Origin of the sequence: Streptomyces sp. CRCS-T-1 (assembly GCF_024442335.1) — a bacterium.
Classification (GTDB): Bacteria; Actinomycetota; Actinomycetes; order Streptomycetales; family Streptomycetaceae; genus Streptomyces; species Streptomyces koelreuteriae.
Map to the genome: position 1 here is coordinate 4,923,300 of NZ_CP101651.1, position 16,312 is coordinate 4,939,611.

At 71.7% G+C, this 16,312-nt stretch carries 12 protein-coding genes and 1 pseudogene; 10 read left to right on the plus strand and 3 right to left on the minus strand.

Annotated elements, in window-relative coordinates; genetic code table 11:
* Positions 1 to 5 precede the first annotated feature (5 nt).
* Positions 6 to 1,499 carry an MFS transporter gene (locus tag NNW99_RS22470; protein ID WP_215120941.1) on the minus strand — a complete coding sequence of 498 codons (1,494 nt, stop codon included), beginning with the start codon at positions 1,497 to 1,499 and terminating at the stop codon, positions 6 to 8.
* A 400-nt stretch (positions 1,500 to 1,899) separates the two neighbouring features.
* Between NNW99_RS22470 and NNW99_RS22475 the strand changes: the two genes are divergently transcribed.
* The 3 genes from NNW99_RS22475 to mfd all read left to right on the plus strand — a co-directional run bounded on the left by NNW99_RS22475 (position 1,900) and on the right by mfd (position 9,127).
* Complete coding sequence (locus tag NNW99_RS22475) at positions 1,900 to 2,688, plus strand: ABC transporter ATP-binding protein (protein WP_215120942.1); 789 nt, start codon at positions 1,900 to 1,902, stop codon at positions 2,686 to 2,688.
* A complete protein-coding gene (locus NNW99_RS22480) occupies positions 2,685 to 5,264 on the plus strand; it encodes an ABC transporter permease (RefSeq protein WP_215120943.1) in 2,580 nt (859 codons plus the stop codon). Before NNW99_RS22475 ends, NNW99_RS22480 begins: the two co-directional genes overlap by 4 nt.
* A 329-nt stretch (positions 5,265 to 5,593) precedes the next feature.
* Positions 5,594 to 9,127, plus strand: coding sequence for a transcription-repair coupling factor (mfd, locus tag NNW99_RS22485; RefSeq protein ID WP_215120944.1), 3,534 nt, complete (start codon positions 5,594 to 5,596; stop codon positions 9,125 to 9,127).
* A gap of 37 nt (positions 9,128 to 9,164) precedes the next feature.
* Here the strand turns inward: mfd and NNW99_RS22490 are convergent.
* Positions 9,165 to 9,257, minus strand: a pseudogene (locus tag NNW99_RS22490) (MerR family transcriptional regulator); the annotation flags it as partial.
* 88 nt (positions 9,258 to 9,345) lie between these two features.
* Entirely contained in the window at positions 9,346 to 9,531 is a 186-nt protein-coding gene (locus tag NNW99_RS22495) for an Rv0909 family putative TA system antitoxin (protein WP_215120945.1), read from the minus strand.
* A gap of 140 nt (positions 9,532 to 9,671) precedes the next feature.
* Here NNW99_RS22495 and NNW99_RS22500 point away from each other — a divergent pair, with 140 nt between their 5' ends.
* The 7 genes from NNW99_RS22500 (at position 9,672) to NNW99_RS22530 (ending at position 16,267) form a co-directional block, all read left to right on the plus strand.
* Positions 9,672 to 10,460 carry an HNH endonuclease family protein gene (locus tag NNW99_RS22500; RefSeq protein WP_251057906.1) on the plus strand — a complete coding sequence of 263 codons (789 nt, stop codon included), beginning with the start codon at positions 9,672 to 9,674 and terminating at the stop codon, positions 10,458 to 10,460.
* A 20-nt stretch (positions 10,461 to 10,480) separates the two neighbouring features.
* Positions 10,481 to 11,185, plus strand: a complete 705-nt coding sequence (locus NNW99_RS22505; protein WP_215120946.1) for a DNA alkylation repair protein — start codon at positions 10,481 to 10,483, stop codon at positions 11,183 to 11,185.
* Positions 11,186 to 11,279: 94 nt separating this feature from the next.
* Positions 11,280 to 12,023, plus strand: coding sequence for an N-acetyltransferase (locus NNW99_RS22510; RefSeq protein WP_215120947.1), 744 nt, complete (start codon positions 11,280 to 11,282; stop codon positions 12,021 to 12,023).
* A 160-nt stretch (positions 12,024 to 12,183) separates the two neighbouring features.
* On the plus strand, positions 12,184 to 12,801 hold the full coding sequence (locus tag NNW99_RS22515; RefSeq protein ID WP_215120948.1) for a hypothetical protein: 618 nt from the start codon (positions 12,184 to 12,186) through the stop codon (positions 12,799 to 12,801).
* Positions 12,798 to 14,336 carry a serine/threonine-protein kinase gene (locus NNW99_RS22520; protein ID WP_215120949.1) on the plus strand — a complete coding sequence of 513 codons (1,539 nt, stop codon included), beginning with the start codon at positions 12,798 to 12,800 and terminating at the stop codon, positions 14,334 to 14,336. The genes NNW99_RS22515 and NNW99_RS22520 overlap by 4 nt, the downstream gene beginning before the upstream one ends.
* A 153-nt stretch (positions 14,337 to 14,489) precedes the next feature.
* Positions 14,490 to 15,137 carry a SurA N-terminal domain-containing protein gene (locus tag NNW99_RS22525; RefSeq protein ID WP_215120950.1) on the plus strand — a complete coding sequence of 216 codons (648 nt, stop codon included), beginning with the start codon at positions 14,490 to 14,492 and terminating at the stop codon, positions 15,135 to 15,137.
* A 122-nt stretch (positions 15,138 to 15,259) separates the two neighbouring features.
* Complete coding sequence (locus NNW99_RS22530; RefSeq protein ID WP_215120951.1) at positions 15,260 to 16,267, plus strand: nucleoside triphosphate pyrophosphohydrolase; 1,008 nt, start codon at positions 15,260 to 15,262, stop codon at positions 16,265 to 16,267.
* Positions 16,268 to 16,312: the final 45 nt, after the last annotated feature.

Genomic DNA, 16,312 nt, shown 5'->3' on the forward strand with positions numbered 1-16,312 from the left:
GACGCTCAGTCCCCCAGCACCGGGAATTTCCGGGGCGCGAGGAACAGCAGCACCAGGAACGCCAGGGCCGCCGCGCACGAGGCGCCCAGGTAGACGGCGTGCACCGCGTCGGCGATCGCCCGCCGGGTCGCCTCGGGCGCGCTGCCCGAGTCCAGGGCCCGGGTCACCGAGTCGAGGTCGCTCGCCCCGCCGAGCCGCGCGGCCAGCACCCCGTTGGCGACGGCGCCGAAGAGGGCCGCTCCGATCGTCTGGCCGGTCTGGCGGCAGAACAGCACCGACGCGGTCGTCGTACCGCGCTCGGCCCAGCCCACCGTCGACTGCACCCCGACGATGAGCGGCAACTGGAACAGGCCCAGCGCGGCGCCGAGCAGCAGCATCAGCAGCGTCGGCTGCCAGGCCTGCCCCGGGTAGGGGAGGAAGGGGAACGCGAACAGGATCAGGGCGGCGGCGCCGATGCCCAGCATCGCGGTGTTGCGGAAGCCGATCCTGCGGTACACGTGCTGGCTCAGGGCCGCCGATATGGGCCAGCTCAACGTCCATACGGAGAGCACGAATCCGGCGGCGACCGGCGCCAGGCCCAGCACGCCCTGGGCGTAGGTGGGCAGGAACACCGTCGGCGCCACCATCAGCAGGCCCAGCGCGCCCAGGGCGAGATTGACCGCGGCGATCGTGCGGCGCCGCCACACCCAGCCGGGGATGATCGGCTCCGCGGCCCGCCGCTCCACCAGCACCACCACCGCGACCAGGGCGAGTCCCGTACCGAACAGGGCGAGCGAGGGCGCCGACAGCCACGGCCAGGCCACTCCGCCCTGCACCAGGGCCGCGAGCAGGACGCCGCCGCAGGCGAACACCGCGAGCGCGCCGGCCCAGTCCACGCGCGCGTGGGCGACGGTCTCCCGCTCCGGCTCGTGCAGATGACGCACGATCAGCCACAACGCGACCGCGCCGATCGGCAGGTTGACCAGGAAGATCCACCGCCAGTCCGCGTACGCGGCGAGCACCCCGCCGAGACCAGGGCCGGCGACCGCGGACACCGCCCACACCGTGGAGAGCTTCGACTGGATCTTGGGGCGGTCCTTCAGCGGGTACAGGTCGGCGGCGAGCGTCTGCACCGTGCCCTGGAGCGCGCCGCCGCCGAGGCCCTGCACGACGCGGAAGGCGATGAGCGCCTCCATGTTCCAGGCCAGCGCGCACAGCAGGGAGCCGAGGAGGAAGACGACCGAGCCCACGACGAGGACCGGTTTGCGGCCGAAGGTGTCGGAGAGCTTGCCGTAGACGGGCAGGGTGACGGTCACGGCCAGCAGATAGCCGGAGAACAGCCAGGAGAAGACGGAGAATCCGCCGAGGTCCCCGACGATCTGCGGCACGGCCGTCGAGACGATGGTGGAGTCGAGCGCCGCCAGCGCCATCGAGAGCATCAGCGCGGCGACGACGGCCCCGCGCCGGCCGGTCGTCGCGGGACGAGCCGCCTCACGTGCCGCGGAACTGGTGCTTCCCACCCCGGGTGCCTTCCCCTCGCGCCTGCCTGCCCCTTGCACCTATTTACCCGAAGGACAGCTTCCCACTTGACCCTGACGTCACGGGAGGGTGGAGCCTGACTGGGCCGTGAGGTGGAGCCGACCCTGAGAAGGACTCCACCCTTCGGTGGACTGCCCCTAGGGGTACCTCCGTACTACGACCTGGGGAGGGTTCGTACCGGCGGAGGACGAGACGCGGAGGGGTCCGTCCTTAACCTGGCTTTACGCCGTCGGGGGGCGGTGTTCCACACCGGCGGGGTGGGGTTTTCCACAGGAAGAAGACGGCGCCCAACACCAGGGCGCGTGACCCCTCCCCACCGAAAGACTTGAGACACATCACCTTCTGCTGATCGACACTACTGACCGACATAGGAGACATACCGTGACATCGGCTGTAACCATTCCCAGGCACGGGGGTACTGGCGGGCGTACGGCCGTTGCCGCACGGGCACGGCAGGTCGTGAAGGCGTACGGATCCGGGGAGACCCGGGTCGTCGCCCTCGACCATGTCGACGTGGACATCGCACGCGGCCAGTTCACCGCGATCATGGGCCCCTCGGGGTCCGGCAAGTCCACGCTCATGCACTGCCTCGCCGGGCTCGACACCGTCACCGGCGGGCAGATCCACCTCGACGAGACCGAGATCACCGGTCTGAAGGACAAGAAGCTCACACAACTGCGCCGGGACCGGATCGGGTTCATCTTCCAGGCGTTCAACCTGCTGCCGACGCTGAACGCGATCGAGAACATCACGCTGCCCATGGACATCGCCGGCCGCAAGCCGGACAAGGAGTGGCTCGGGCGGGTCGTGGAGACCGTCGGGCTCTCCGACCGTCTCAAGCACCGGCCCACCCAGCTCTCCGGCGGCCAGCAGCAGCGCGTCGCCGTGGCACGGGCCTTGGCGGCCCGGCCCGAGATCATCTTCGGGGACGAGCCGACCGGAAACCTCGACTCGCGCGCCGGCGCCGAGGTGCTGGGCTTCCTGCGCCGCTCCGTCGACGAGCTGGGCCAGACCATCGTGATGGTCACCCACGACCCCGTCGCCGCCAGTTACGCGGACCGGGTCCTGTACCTCGCCGACGGCCGGATCGTCGACGAGATGTTCAAGCCGACCGCGGACGCCGTCCTGGACCGCATGAAGGACTTCGACGCCCGGGGGCGTACGTCATGACCGTCATGAAGACCTCGATGCGCAACTTCCTCGCGCACAAGGGCCGTATGGCGCTGTCGGCGATCGCCGTCCTGCTGTCGGTGGCCTTCGTCTGCGGGACGCTCGTCTTCACGGACACCATGTCGACCACGTTCGACAAGCTCTTCGCGGCCACCTCCTCCGATGTGACGGTGAGCCCCAAGGGCGCCTCCGACAGCGGGGAGACGACCTCCGACAACGGCAAGCCGCCGGTCATGCCGGCCTCCGTGCTCGCCGAGGTCCGGGGCGCCGACGGTGTGAAGTCCGCCGAGGGCGCGGTGTTCTCCACCTCGGTGACCGTCGTCGACGGCGACAAGGACAACCTGTCGCCCTCCAGCGGCGCCCCGACCATCGTCGGCGGCTGGAACGGCAACGAAGCCCGCACCATGAAGGTCACCTCCGGTGCGGCGCCCAAAAGCGCCGACCAGATCATGGTCGACGCCGACACCGCCGACAAGCACGGCCTCAAGCTCGGCGACCCGATCGGCGTGATCAGCGCGATGGGCACCCACACCGCGAAGATCTCCGGCATCGCCGACTTCACCGTCACCAACCCCGGTGCCGCGATCTTCTACCTCGACACCAAGACCGCCCAGCAGGCCCTGGTCGGCGAGAGCGGCGTCTACACCAACGTCAACGTCACCGCGGCCGCCGGCGTCAGCGACGCGCAGCTGAAGAAGAACGTGACGGCCGCGCTCGGCGGCGACCTCCAGGTGAAGACCGCCAAGGAGACCGCCGACGCCAACCAGAAGGACGTCGCGGGCTTCATGAACGTCATGAAGTACGCGATGCTCGGCTTCGCCGGGATCGCCTTCCTCGTCGGCATCTTCCTGATCATCAACACCTTCTCCATGCTGGTCGCCCAGCGCACCCGGGAGATCGGCCTGATGCGGGCGATCGGCTCCTCCCGCAAGCAGGTCAACCGCTCGGTGCTGATCGAGGCGCTGCTGCTCGGCGTCGTCGGCTCGGTGCTCGGTGTGGCCGCGGGCGTCGGCCTCGCGATCGGCCTGATGAAGCTCATGGGCCAGATGGGCATGGAGCTGTCCACCGACGACCTGACGGTGGCCTGGACGACCCCGGTGGCCGGCCTGCTCCTCGGCGTGATCGTCACCGTCCTGGCCGCCTACCTGCCCGCCCGGCGCGCCGGCAAGATCTCCCCGATGGCCGCGCTGCGCGACGCGGGTGCCCCCGCGGACGCCAAGGCCGGCTGGATCCGCGCCGCGATCGGCACCGTCCTCACCGGCGTCGGCGCCCTCGGCCTGTATCTGGCGGCGACGGCCGACCAGGCCAAGGAGGGCTCGCTCTGGCTCGGCCTCGGCGTGGTCCTGTCGCTGATCGGCTTCGTCGTCATCGGCCCGCTGCTCGCCGGCGGTGTGGTCCGGGTCCTCGGCGCCGTCCTGCTGCGCATGTTCGGCCCCGTGGGCCGCATGGCCGAGCGCAACGCCCTGCGCAACCCGCGCCGCACCGGCGCGACGGGCGCCGCCCTGATGATCGGCCTCGCCCTGGTGGCGTGCCTGTCCGTGGTCGGTTCCTCCATGGTGGCCTCCGCCACCGACCAGCTCGACAAGACCGTCGGCACGGACTTCATCATCCAGTCCGACAGGGGCCAGCTCCTCACCCCGCAGGCGGTGCAGGCCGCGAAGTCCGCGTCGGACATGGAGCGGTTCACCGAGTACAAGTGGACCGAGGCCGACTTCACCACCCCCGACGGCAAGACGCTCAAGGACACGGCGATCACCGCCGCCGACCCCACGTACGCCACCGACCTGCGCACCGAGACGGTCGCCGGCAAGCTCCCCGACGCCTACAAGCCCGACTCGATGTCCGTGCACGAGAAGTTCGCCGAGGACCACGGCATCAGCCTCGGCTCCAAGATCTCCGTCGCCTTCAAGGACGGCCGCACGGCCGACCTGACGGTCCGGGCGATCACCAGCAGTGACGCCGTGATCGACGCGGGCGCGATGTACACGTCCATCTCGACGATGGCCAAGTACGTCCCGGCCGACAAGATGCCGCTGGACACGCTGCTCTTCGCCAGCGCCGAGGAGGGGCAGGAGGAGGCCGCGTACAAGTCCCTGAAGTCGGTCATGCACGACTACCCGCAGTACGTCGTGCGCGACCAGACCGACTACAAGGAAGCCCTGAAGGACCAGATCGGCCAGCTGCTCAAGATGATCTACGGCCTGCTGGCCCTGGCGATCATCGTCGCCATCCTGGGCGTGGTGAACACCCTGGCCCTGTCCGTGGTGGAGCGCACCCGGGAGATCGGCCTGATGCGGGCGATCGGCCTCTCCCGCCGCCAGCTCCGCCGCATGATCCGCATGGAGTCGGTCGTCATCGCCCTCTTCGGCGCCCTCCTCGGCCTCGGCCTGGGCATGGGCTGGGGCGCCACCGCGCAGCAGCTCCTCGCGCTGGAGGGCCTGATGGTCCTGGAGATCCCCTGGCCGACGATCATCGGCGTCTTCGTCAGCTCGGCGTTCGTGGGCCTGTTCGCGGCACTGATCCCGGCGTTCCGGGCGGGGCGGATGAACGTGCTGAACGCGATCGCGACGGAGTAGCGCGGCAGTCGTCACCGAGAACCACCGCACACGGGGGTTGCGGGGGACCCGGCGCCGAGGAGTCCAGGACTCCTCGGCGCCGGGTGCTGTTGCGGACCCGCGAGCCCGGCTTCCTGTCCGACCGCTTCGGGCGGCGGGTGGGCACAGGTCCCGGGGGTCCAGGGGGCGGAGCCCCCTGGCAGGCCAGGACACCGATGCCGAGCACCTGACACGGGGCGTTGTCCACAGGCCCCGCCGCCCGGCCGCGCAGCGACGTACGCTGGAGACCCCCGGCCCGCGGCGCGCGTCGGGCCAGTCGTGTTGCCCACCCCTGGACGGAAAAGACCCGTATGAGCCTGCACGGTCTGCTCGACGCCGTAGTCAGAGACCCCGCCCTCGCGGAAGCGATCAGCGCGGCCGCAGACGGCAACCGCATGCACGTCGACCTGGTCGGCCCCCCGGCCGCCCGCCCCTTCGCGGTCGCCGCCCTGGCCCGGGACACGGGCCGCCCGGTGCTGGCCGTGACGGCGACGGGCCGCGAGGCCGAGGACCTGGCCGCGGCCCTGCGCTCCCTCCTCCCGCCGGAGGGAGTGGTGGAGTACCCCTCCTGGGAGACCCTCCCGCACGAGCGGCTCAGCCCCCGCAGCGACACCGTCGGCCGCCGTCTGGCCGTGCTGCGCCGCCTGGCCCACCCCCGCCCCGACGACCCCGAGACCGGCCCGGTCTCCGTCGTCGTCGCGCCCGTCAGGTCCGTGCTCCAGCCGCAGGTCAAGGGCCTCGGCGACCTGGAGCCGGTCTCCCTGAGACCGGGGCAGAGCGTCGACCTCGAGGAGATCGTCGACGCCCTCGGGGCCGCGGCGTACGCGCGCGTGGAGCTGGTGGAGAAGCGCGGCGAGTTCGCCGTGCGCGGCGGCATCCTCGACGTGTTCCCGCCCACCGAGGAACACCCCCTGCGCATCGAGTTCTGGGGCGACGACGTAGAGGAGATTCGCTACTTCAAGGTCGCCGACCAGCGCTCCCTCGAAGTCGCCGAGCACGGCCTGTGGGCGCCGCCGTGCCGTGAACTGCTGCTCACCGAGGACGTACGCGAGCGTGCGCGGGCCCTCGCCGAACAGCACCCCGAGCTGGGCGAGCTGCTCGGCAAGATCGCCGAGGGCATCGCGGTCGAGGGCATGGAGTCCCTCGCCCCGGTCCTGGTCGACGACATGGAGCTGCTGCTCGACGTACTGCCCAAGGGCGCCATGGCCGTCGTCTGCGACCCGGAGCGGGTCCGTACGCGCGCGTCGGACCTGGTGGCCACCTCGCAGGAGTTCCTCCAGGCCTCCTGGGCGGCCACCGCCGGCGGCGGCGAGGCGCCCATCGACGTCGGCGCGGCCTCCCTGTGGTCCATCGCGGACGTCCGGGAGCGGGCCCGCGAGCTGGACATGATGTGGTGGTCGGTGTCGCCGTTCGCCGCCGACGAGGAGCTGGACGCCGACACTCTCAAGCTCGGCATGCACGCCCCGGAGACCTACCGGGGCGACACCGCCAAGGCCCTCGCCGACACCAAGGGCTGGCTCGCCGACGGCTGGCGCACGGTGTTCGTGACCGAGGGGCACGGCCCGGCCGCCCGTACGGTCGAGGTGCTGGGCGGCGAGGGCATCGCGGCCCGTCTCGACGCCGACCTCGCCGAGATCTCCCCGTCCCTGGTGCATGTGGCGTGCGGCTCGATCGAGCACGGCTTCGTCGACACGGCCCTCGGCCTCGCGGTGCTCACCGAGACCGACCTGACCGGCCAGAGGGCCGCGGGCCGCGAGGGCGCCCGGATGCCGGCCCGCCGCCGCAAGACCATCGACCCGCTCACCCTGGAGCCGGGCGACTACATCGTCCACGAGCAGCACGGCGTGGGCCGCTACATCGAGATGGTGCAGCGCACCGTGCAGGGCGCGACCCGTGAGTACCTGGTCGTGGAGTACGCGCCCGCCAAGCGCGGCCAGCCCGGCGACCGTCTCTACATCCCCACCGACCAGCTGGAGCAGATCACCAAGTACGTCGGCGGCGAGGCCCCCACGCTGCACCGGCTGGGCGGCGCCGACTGGACGAAGACCAAGGCCCGCGCGAAGAAGGCCGTCAAGGAGATCGCGGCCGACCTGATCAAGCTGTACAGCGCGCGCATGGCGGCCCCCGGGCATGCCTTCGGGGCCGACACCCCCTGGCAGCGCGAGCTGGAGGACGCCTTCCCCTACGCGGAGACGCCCGACCAGCTCACCACCATCGCCGAGGTCAAGGACGACATGGAGAAGACGGTCCCGATGGACCGGCTGATCTGCGGCGACGTCGGCTACGGCAAGACCGAGATCGCGGTCCGGGCCGCCTTCAAGGCCGTCCAGGACGGCAAGCAGGTGGCCGTCCTGGTGCCCACGACCCTGCTGGTGCAGCAGCACTTCGGGACGTTCAGCGAGCGCTACGCGCAGTTCCCGGTCAGCGTGAAGGCGCTCTCCCGCTTCCAGACCGACACCGAGGCCAAGGCGGTCCTGGAGGGCCTGCGCGAGGGCTCGGTGGACATCGTCATCGGCACGCACCGGCTGTTCTCGTCGGAGACGAAGTTCAAGGACCTCGGCCTGGTCATCGTCGACGAGGAGCAGCGCTTCGGCGTCGAGCACAAGGAGCAGCTGAAGAAGCTCCGGGCGAACGTCGACGTCCTGACGATGTCCGCGACCCCCATCCCCAGGACCCTGGAGATGGCGGTCACCGGCATCCGGGAGATGTCGACGATCACCACCCCGCCCGAGGAGCGGCACCCGGTGCTGACCTTCGTGGGCCCCTACGAGGAGAAGCAGATCGGCGCCGCCATCCGCCGTGAACTGCTGCGCGAGGGCCAGGTCTTCTACATCCACAACCGGGTCGAGTCGATCGACCGGGCGGCGGCCCGGCTGCGCGAGATCGTCCCCGAGGCGCGCATCGCCACCGCCCACGGCCAGATGTCGGAGCAGTCGCTGGAGCAGGTCGTCGTCGACTTCTGGGAGAAGAAGTTCGACGTGCTCGTCTCCACGACGATCGTCGAGTCCGGCATCGACATCTCCAACGCCAACACGCTGATCGTGGAGCGCGGCGACAACTTCGGCCTGTCCCAACTGCACCAGCTGCGCGGCCGGGTGGGGCGTGGCCGCGAGCGCGGGTACGCCTACTTCCTCTACCCGCCGGAGAAGCCGCTGACCGAGACCGCGCACGAGCGGCTCGCGACCATCGCGCAGCACACCGAGATGGGCGCCGGTATGTACGTGGCGATGAAGGACCTGGAGATCCGCGGCGCGGGCAACCTCCTCGGCGGCGAGCAGTCCGGCCACATCGCGGGCGTCGGCTTCGACCTGTACGTGCGGATGGTGGGCGAGGCCGTCGCCGACTACCGGCGTCAGCTGGAGACCGGCGGGATCGAGGAGGAGCCGCCGCTCGAGGTCAAGATCGAGCTGCCCGTCGACGCGCACGTCCCGCACGACTACGCGCCGGGCGAGCGGCTCCGTCTCCAGGCGTACCGCGCCATCGCCTCCGCCAACACGGAGGAGGACGTCAAGGCCGTCCGCGAGGAACTCGTCGACCGCTACGGCAAGCTGCCCGAGCCGGTGGAGAACCTGCTGCTCGTCTCCGGTCTGCGGATGCTCGCGCGGGCCTGCGGGGTCGGCGAGATCGTGCTCCAGGGCACCAACATCCGCTTCGCCCCCGTGGAGTTGCGCGAGTCGCAGGAACTGCGGCTCAAGCGGCTCTATCCCGGGACGGTCATCAAGCCGGCGGTGCACCAGGTGCTGGTGCCGCGCCCGAAGACCGCGAAGGTCGGCGGAAAGCCGCTGGTCGGGCGGGAGTTGCTGGGCTGGGTCGGGGAGTTCCTGACGTCGGTGCTGGGGTCCTGACGCCCCACGTGCGAAGGACCGCCGCCACACCCCGCGTGCGAAGGACCGCCGCCAGCCGGTCGCGCACCGCCGTCTGCGCGGCGATCCGCGCGTCCAGCACGGCGAGCCGCTCGGCGGCGGTCCGCACGGCACGGAACGTCCGAAGCCGCCCGTGGGAGGTGCGTACACGTCTCCCCGGACGGCCTCTGGGGGAGGAGAGGCCTTACTGCTGAGAGGCCTTACTTCTGGTCGGGCCGGTCGCGGTCCTGGTCCATGCCGAGCGAGCCCTCCATCCGCTGCTGCCCGGATTCGACCTGGTCCTCGTACTTGCCGCCGGTCCTCTCGTTGGCCTTCTGTTCCGCGGTGTCCGAGCCTTGCTTGCCCTTGTGCCGCGCCTGGCTCTTGAACTTGTCGAAGATGCCCATGCAGAACTCCTTCAGGAGGTGACTCAGAACCGACGATACGCGCGACATGCTAGGAATGCCCCTTTAGGTCCGATGTGGTCTGGACCTCTCCCTCGCTACCGTGGGACCAGGCACGGACAAGCACAGGGGAGGGGCGCACGGTGACGCGTCTGAGGGGCGGGGCGGCACTGGCTGTCGCGATGGTGTTCGCCGGTTCGACGCTGGTCGGCTGTGAGGGACTGGCCCCGCCCGCGGACGGCGGCGGACCCTCCGGTTCCGGTGTCCCGGCCGACGGCGACGGGGGAGGCGACGGCCGGGCGGTGAACCCGCTGGACAACCCGGACGGCACGAAGCCGGGGCTCGCGGCGATCACCTCCACCGAGGACCGGGCGAGGGCCCGCGACGTGATCGAGAAGGTGGTGACGAAGGGGCGCGGCCCCAGGACGGGATACGAACGGGACGAGTTCGGCTACGCCTGGAAGGACTCGGCGCCCCGCGACGTCCCCTTCTCGCACAACGGCTGCGACTCGCGGAACGACCTCTTGAAGCGCGACGGGCAGGACCTCCGTTTCCGCTCGGGCTCGGACTGCGTCGTCATGGCGCTGACGCTGCACGACCCGTACACCGGCAAGGTCATCGAGTGGACCAAGTCCCGTGCGATCGCGGTCCAGATCGACCACGTCATGCCGCTGTCGTACGACTGGCAGATGGGCGCTTCGCGCTGGACGAAGGACAAGCGGGAGTCCATCGCCAACGACCCGCTCAATCTCGTCCCGGTCGACGGCCCGACCAACAGCTCCAAGGGCGACTCGGGCCCGGCGTCCTGGCTGCCGCCGAACAAGAAGATCCGCTGCTCGTACTCGGTGCGCTTCGCCCAGGTGTCCCTCAAGTACGACCTGCCCGTGACGGCGCCCGACAAGGAGATGATGCTGCGGCAGTGCGGGGGCTGAAGGGGCTAGCGTCCTTCGTCATGACGGCCGATTCGCTCGACGCCATGCGGACCGAACTCCGGGGCCTGGCGGAGCCGGGGATCAGAGTGCAGCAACTGCGGGTGCTCCGTCCCCCGGAGGACGACGAACTGCTCGGCGTGCGCGTCCCCGCGCTGCGCCGGCTGGCCCGGGCCCACCGGGACCTGGCCCTGGAGGACGTGGAGGTGCTGCTGCGCGGCCGCGTCCACGAGGAACGGCTCGCCGGGCTCCTCGTCCTGGCCGAGCGGATGCGCAGGGCGCGCGGGGCGGAGCGCGCGACGCTGGTCGACTTCTATCTGGCGCACACCGACTCCGTGGACAACTGGGACCTCGTGGACGCCTCCGCGCACACCGTGCTCGGGCCCTGGCTGGTGGACGGACCGGCGAACGCCCCGGAGATCCTGGACCGGCTGGCCGCCTCGGCATGGCTGTGGGACCGCAGGATCGCCGTGGTCGCCACGCTGGCGCTCATCCGCGAGGGCCGCTTCGAGCCGACGCTCCACCTGGTGCGCGCGCTGTGCCGGGATCCGGAACCGCTGATCCACAAGGCGCTCGGCTGGATGCTGCGCGAGATCGGCCGCCGCGACGCGCCCCTGCTGGTGGCATTCCTCGAACGCCACCAGACCGAACTGCCGCGCGTCACCGTGCGCTGTGCGACCGAGCTGCTCCCGGCGGACGAGCGGGCGCGGTTCGTCCGCACGCGATAGCGCGAACACGGCAGGGGGGGAGTCCCAGCCGTCGGACCGGGCCCCGCCTGGTAATTCGATTCCGGGTGGACCCCCGCTCGCCTAGCGTGACCGCATGCAGCCGAAGATATCGACCCTCGCCGACCGCCCCGACATGCTGGAGCGGGTCGTCGGAATGGCGGACAGCTGGCCGGAGTTCGTGATCCAGGACCTCGTGGGCGCCGCGCACTTCCCGCGGATCGCCGCCGAACTCCCCGAGTACGTCCTGTTCGCCGAGGACGAGCGGGGCGAGGTCGTGGCGAACGGCTACAGCGTGCCCTTCGCCCTCGGCGCCGAGGGCCGCGGCGAACTGCCCGCCCGCGGCTGGGACACCGTCCTCGTCTGGGCCTTCTCCGACCTGCGCCGCGGTGTCCGCCCCGACACCGTCAGCGCGATCTCGATCTCCGTCGCCCCGCACGCCCAGGGCCGGGGCCTGTCCGCCGTGATGCTCTCGGCCATGCGCGACAACGCCCGGGCCCGCGGCTTCCGCGAGGTCGTCGCCCCGGTCCGCCCGAGCGCCAAGCACCTGGAACCGCACACCCCCATCGAGGAGTACGCCCACCGCGTCCGCCCCGACGGCCTGCCCGAGGACCCCTGGCTGCGCGTCCACGCCCGGGCCGGCGCCACCATCGACTCCGTGGCACCCGCGTCCATGACGGTGTCCGCCGCCCTGGCGCACTGGCGCCGCTGGACGGGACTGCCCTTCGACACCGAGGGCGACATCGAGGTGCCCGGCGCCCTGGTGCCGGTGCGCTGCGAGCCCGCGCGCGGGTACGCGGTGTACGTCGAGCCCAACGTGTGGATGCGGCACCCCCTGTGAGGGTCCGGCAGCGGCGGTGAGCGACGCGAAGTGATCAGCACGACAACGGTTCGGTACAACCCGTGACGGGTTGTCCTTGTCGGGCTATACGCTCGGACTCCCATCCGGGCTCTGTCACTCGCACATCCGTCCCCATCGGCTCACCGGTCCAGGAGCAGTCATGTACGGCCACGGCGCGGCGCCGCCTCCCCGCAGCGCGGCAACGGTCATCTCCCTGCGCGTGCTGTTCGCCGCCGCCGGTTTCCTCACCTGCGGCGTGCTGGCCTGCGTACCGCTGTTCCGGGTGGCCGTCCTGCGCGGACGGGGCCTGTACTGGGCGCTGGCCTGGGTGAGTCTGCCGCTGTCCATCGCGTGCTTCGCGGTGGTCGGCACCCTGCCGGAGGGCGACTACCGCAGCGACATCGCGCTGGCCGTGATGCTGCTGATCGGCCTGGGCGCCTCCATCTGGTTCCTGATCGTGGACATCGGCCACCACAGCCGGCCACAGCAGTTCACCGGCTACCCGTCGCCCCACGCCCAGACGGCGACGCACACCCCGTACGGCTATCCGCACCCCGCGCCGCCCTACGCCCCCACGTCCACGCCCGTCCCGCAGCAGCCGCCGCACACCCCTGTCGCCGGCGACACCCCGCCCCCCGGCCCGGTGCCGCCGTCGCCGCAGCGCCCCGCCCCCGCCCGGATCGACCAGGTACGCGCCGAACTCGACGAACTCAGCGACTACCTGCGCCGCCACGAGGGCGAAGGCCACCGGGACGGCACCTCCGAGGGCGGCAGATGAGCGCGGCGGCGGGACGTGTCGTCGCCGGCCGCTACGAGCTGTCCACGCTCCTCGGCCAGGGCGGCATGGGCCAGGTCTGGACGGGCTACGACCAGCGGCTCGACCGGCGCGTGGCGGTGAAGCTGCTGCACCCCGACAAGGTGGCCGGGCAGGACGCGGAGGAACTGCGCCGCCGCTTCGTGCGCGAGTGCCGGGTGACCGCGCAGGTCGACCACCCGGGCCTGGTCACGGTGCACGACGCGGGCAGCGAGGGCGAGGAGCTGTTCCTCGTCATGCAGTACATCGACGGCGCCGACCTCGCCGGCCATCTCGCCGAGCACGACCCGTACCCCTGGCAGTGGGCGGTCGCCGTCGCCGCGCAACTGTGCGCCGTGCTCAGCGCCGTGCACGCTGTGCCGATCGTCCACCGCGACCTCAAGCCGCGCAACGTGATGGTGAAGCAGGACGGCACGGTCACCGTCCTCGACCTCGGCATCGCCTCCGTCATGGACACCGACACCACCCGCCTCACCCACACCGGCACCCCCATAGGCTCGCCCGCCTACATGGCCCCCGAGCAGGCCATGGGCGGCGCGGTCGGCCCCTACACCGACCTCTACGCACTCGGCGTCGTCCTGCACGAACTGCTCAGCGGCGACGTCCCCTTCTCCGGCTCCACCGCCCTCGGCGTACTGCACCGGCACCTCTACGAGCCCCCGCAGCCCGTGCGCCGCCTCCGCCCCGAGGTCCCCGAGGCCCTGGAGGCCCTCGTCCTGCGCCTCCTCGCCAAGGACCCGCAGCACCGGCCCGCCTCCGCGCAGGAGGTCTACGAGCATCTGGAGCTGCTCCTGCCCGCGCGCGGGACGCCCACCGGAGCGCCCCTCGACCCCACCCGGCCTTTCCTGCGCCCGCACGCCCCCTGGCCCGACCGCGCGCGTACCCCCGCTCCCCAGCCCGCGCCCGCCACGCCCGTCACCGAGACGCCCGGGAAGACGGACATCGCCCGCGCCGTCGACGAGGTCAAACGGCTCCTCGGCGAGGGCCGCATCACCCAGGCCGTCGACATCCTCGGCGCGACCCTGCCCGCCGCCGCCGAACAGCACGGCGAGCACTCCCCGGTCGTGCGCACCCTGCGCAAGCAGTACGCGGCCACGCTCCTGGACGACGGGCAGTACCGGCGCGCCCTGCCCGAGCTGCGCCGCCTCGCCGACGAACGCGCCGCCGAGGCCGGCCAGGCCGACCCGCAGTCCCTGCGCTTCCGCTACGAGGCCGCCCAGTGCCTCGAACAGCTCGGCGAACCGGCCGCCGCGCTCGCCGAGTACCGGGCGGTGCTGCCCTACTACGAGAACCAGTACGTCGCCGCAGGCGGCCCCGAACTCGCGCACGACGTCCGCCGCCGCATCGGCCATCTCCTGCTCGCCCTCGGCGACCGCGGCGCCGCCCACGACACCCTCGCCCGGCTGCTGCACGACGTGGAGCGCACGCACGGCCCCGGCCACCCGCTGGGCACGGAGATCCGCCGGACGCTGCAGTGGCTGGGGCAGGTCCGCGGGTAGGACCCGCGCTTCACCCCGGCTCGGGGCGGCGCGGCGGTGCCGGAAGTCCTGGTGAATCGTTGGTCGAATGGGTTGGCCAGAGCTCGCCCACTGCCTAACATCGATCAACGCAAGACCTTGTGCACCGTCGCACAATCTCCTCGGGAGGTTCCCTTGCACCGCCGCCGTCGCACCGCGCTCGTCCTCACCGCCGCGATCGCCGCCGCGGCGCCCCTCCTCACCGCCTGCGGGAACGAGGCGCATGCCGGCGCCGCGGCCGTGGTCGGCGGGCAGCGGATCACCGTCTCCCAGCTCGAGGAACGGGTCGGCGAGGTCCGCGAGGCCCAGCGGGAGACCGTGCGCGACGACGCCCAGTACCAGCAGGCCATCGCCCGGACCGGCACCCTCACTCGCGACACCCTGCACACCATGATCCTCGACCGGGTGCTGCACCGCGCCGCCGAGGACGCCGGGGTGAGAGTCACCCGCAGGGAGGTCCAGGAGATGCGGTCCGGCCTGGAGGAGCAGGCCGGCGGAGCCCAGGCGCTGGAGACGACCTGGCTCCAGCAGTACGGCATCCCGCCGGAGCGCCTCGACGACAACCTCCGCCTCCAGCTGGAGGCCCAGAAGCTCGCCGAGAAACTCAACACCGACACCAGCCGCCCCGAGTTCTGGAAGGCCCTGTCCGAGGCCTCCAAGGACCTGGACGTCGACCTCAACCCGCGCTACGGCACCTGGGACGTCCAGAAGAGCAGCCGCGCCGACGCCAAGACGCCGTGGGTGCGGGACGTGACGGCGGCGCAGACACAGCAAAGCATGTAGGCCCGCCCATCCGCCGGGGCCTGTGGACAACTCCGGCGGCGCGGAGCCTGTGGAAATCTCGGGGCCCGCGAGGCCTGTGGATAACTTCGGGGGCTGTCGGCGACGTGGGATAGCTTCGAATCGTGAACGCCAACAGCCCCGAAGCCACCCCGCGACCCGAGCAGGCCGCCCCCGCCGCGCACGCCGCCACCGGCCGCATCGTCCTGCTCACCACCAGCCACCGCGTCGCCCCCGGCCTGCTCTCCTGGCCCGCCTGGCAGGCCCTGCACGCGGCCGACCAGGTGCTGTGCGCGGACGGCGCCCACCCGCAGCTGCCCTATCTGCGCGAGGCGGGGATAGCCGTCGACGAGGCGTCCCCGGCCGCGCAGGAGCTGGTCGACGCCTGCGCCGGGGGCCGCACGGTGGTCGTCGTGGCGACCGGCGAGGGCGAGCCGGTCCTCACGGACGGCCTGGCGCGTCTGGCCGGCACCGGCCGCGTCGACATGCCCGAGCTGGAGCTGCTCCCCGCCTCCTACGACCTGCCGGGCGCCCGCCTCCTCGACCTCGTCCAGGTCATGGACCGCATCCGCGCCGAGTGCCCCTGGTCGTCCCGCCAGACCCACAAGGGCCTGGCCAAGTACGGCATCGAGGAGGCGTACGAACTCGTCGAGGCGATCGAGGAGGGCGACCGCGACGAACTGCGCGAGGAGCTCGGCGACGTCCTCCTCCAGGTGGTCTTCCACGCCCGCATCGCGGAAGAGGACCTGGAGTCCCCCTTCTCCATCGACGACGTCGCCGGCGGCATCGTCGCCAAGCTGATCCACCGCCACCCGCATGTCTTCGGCGACGAGACGGCCACCACCCCCGAGGAGGTCAAGGCGCACTGGCTGCGCACCAAGGCGGTCGAGAAGCAGCGCACCTCCGTCACCGAGGGCATCCCCCTCGGCCAGCCCGGCCTGGCCCTCGCCGCCAAGCTGGCCTCCCGGGCCCGCACAGCGAACCTGGACATACCCCTCCCACCCGTCGAAGGCATCGGCTACGACCTCCTCGCCCTGGCGGTCCGCGCCGAGTCGGAGGGCGTGGACCCGGAAGCGGCCCTGAGAGCGGCGGCCCGCGCCTACCGGGACGCGATCAGGGAGAGCGAGGGCTGAGGGCAGCGGCCGTGAGGCGCTCCGATCGCTGCGTAGGGTCATGGC

Coding starts and splice junctions, on each gene's coding strand:
- NNW99_RS22480 (WP_215120943.1), top strand. CDS start 2,685: ATGACCGTCATGAAGACCTCGATGCGCAACTTCCTCGCGCACAAGGGC.
- mfd (WP_215120944.1), top strand. CDS start 5,594: ATGAGCCTGCACGGTCTGCTCGACGCCGTAGTCAGAGACCCCGCCCTC.
- NNW99_RS22495 (WP_215120945.1), bottom strand. CDS start 9,531: ATGGGCATCTTCGACAAGTTCAAGAGCCAGGCGCGGCACAAGGGCAAG.
- NNW99_RS22505 (WP_215120946.1), top strand. CDS start 10,481: ATGACGGCCGATTCGCTCGACGCCATGCGGACCGAACTCCGGGGCCTG.
- NNW99_RS22510 (WP_215120947.1), top strand. CDS start 11,280: ATGCAGCCGAAGATATCGACCCTCGCCGACCGCCCCGACATGCTGGAG.
- NNW99_RS22515 (WP_215120948.1), top strand. CDS start 12,184: ATGTACGGCCACGGCGCGGCGCCGCCTCCCCGCAGCGCGGCAACGGTC.
- NNW99_RS22520 (WP_215120949.1), top strand. CDS start 12,798: ATGAGCGCGGCGGCGGGACGTGTCGTCGCCGGCCGCTACGAGCTGTCC.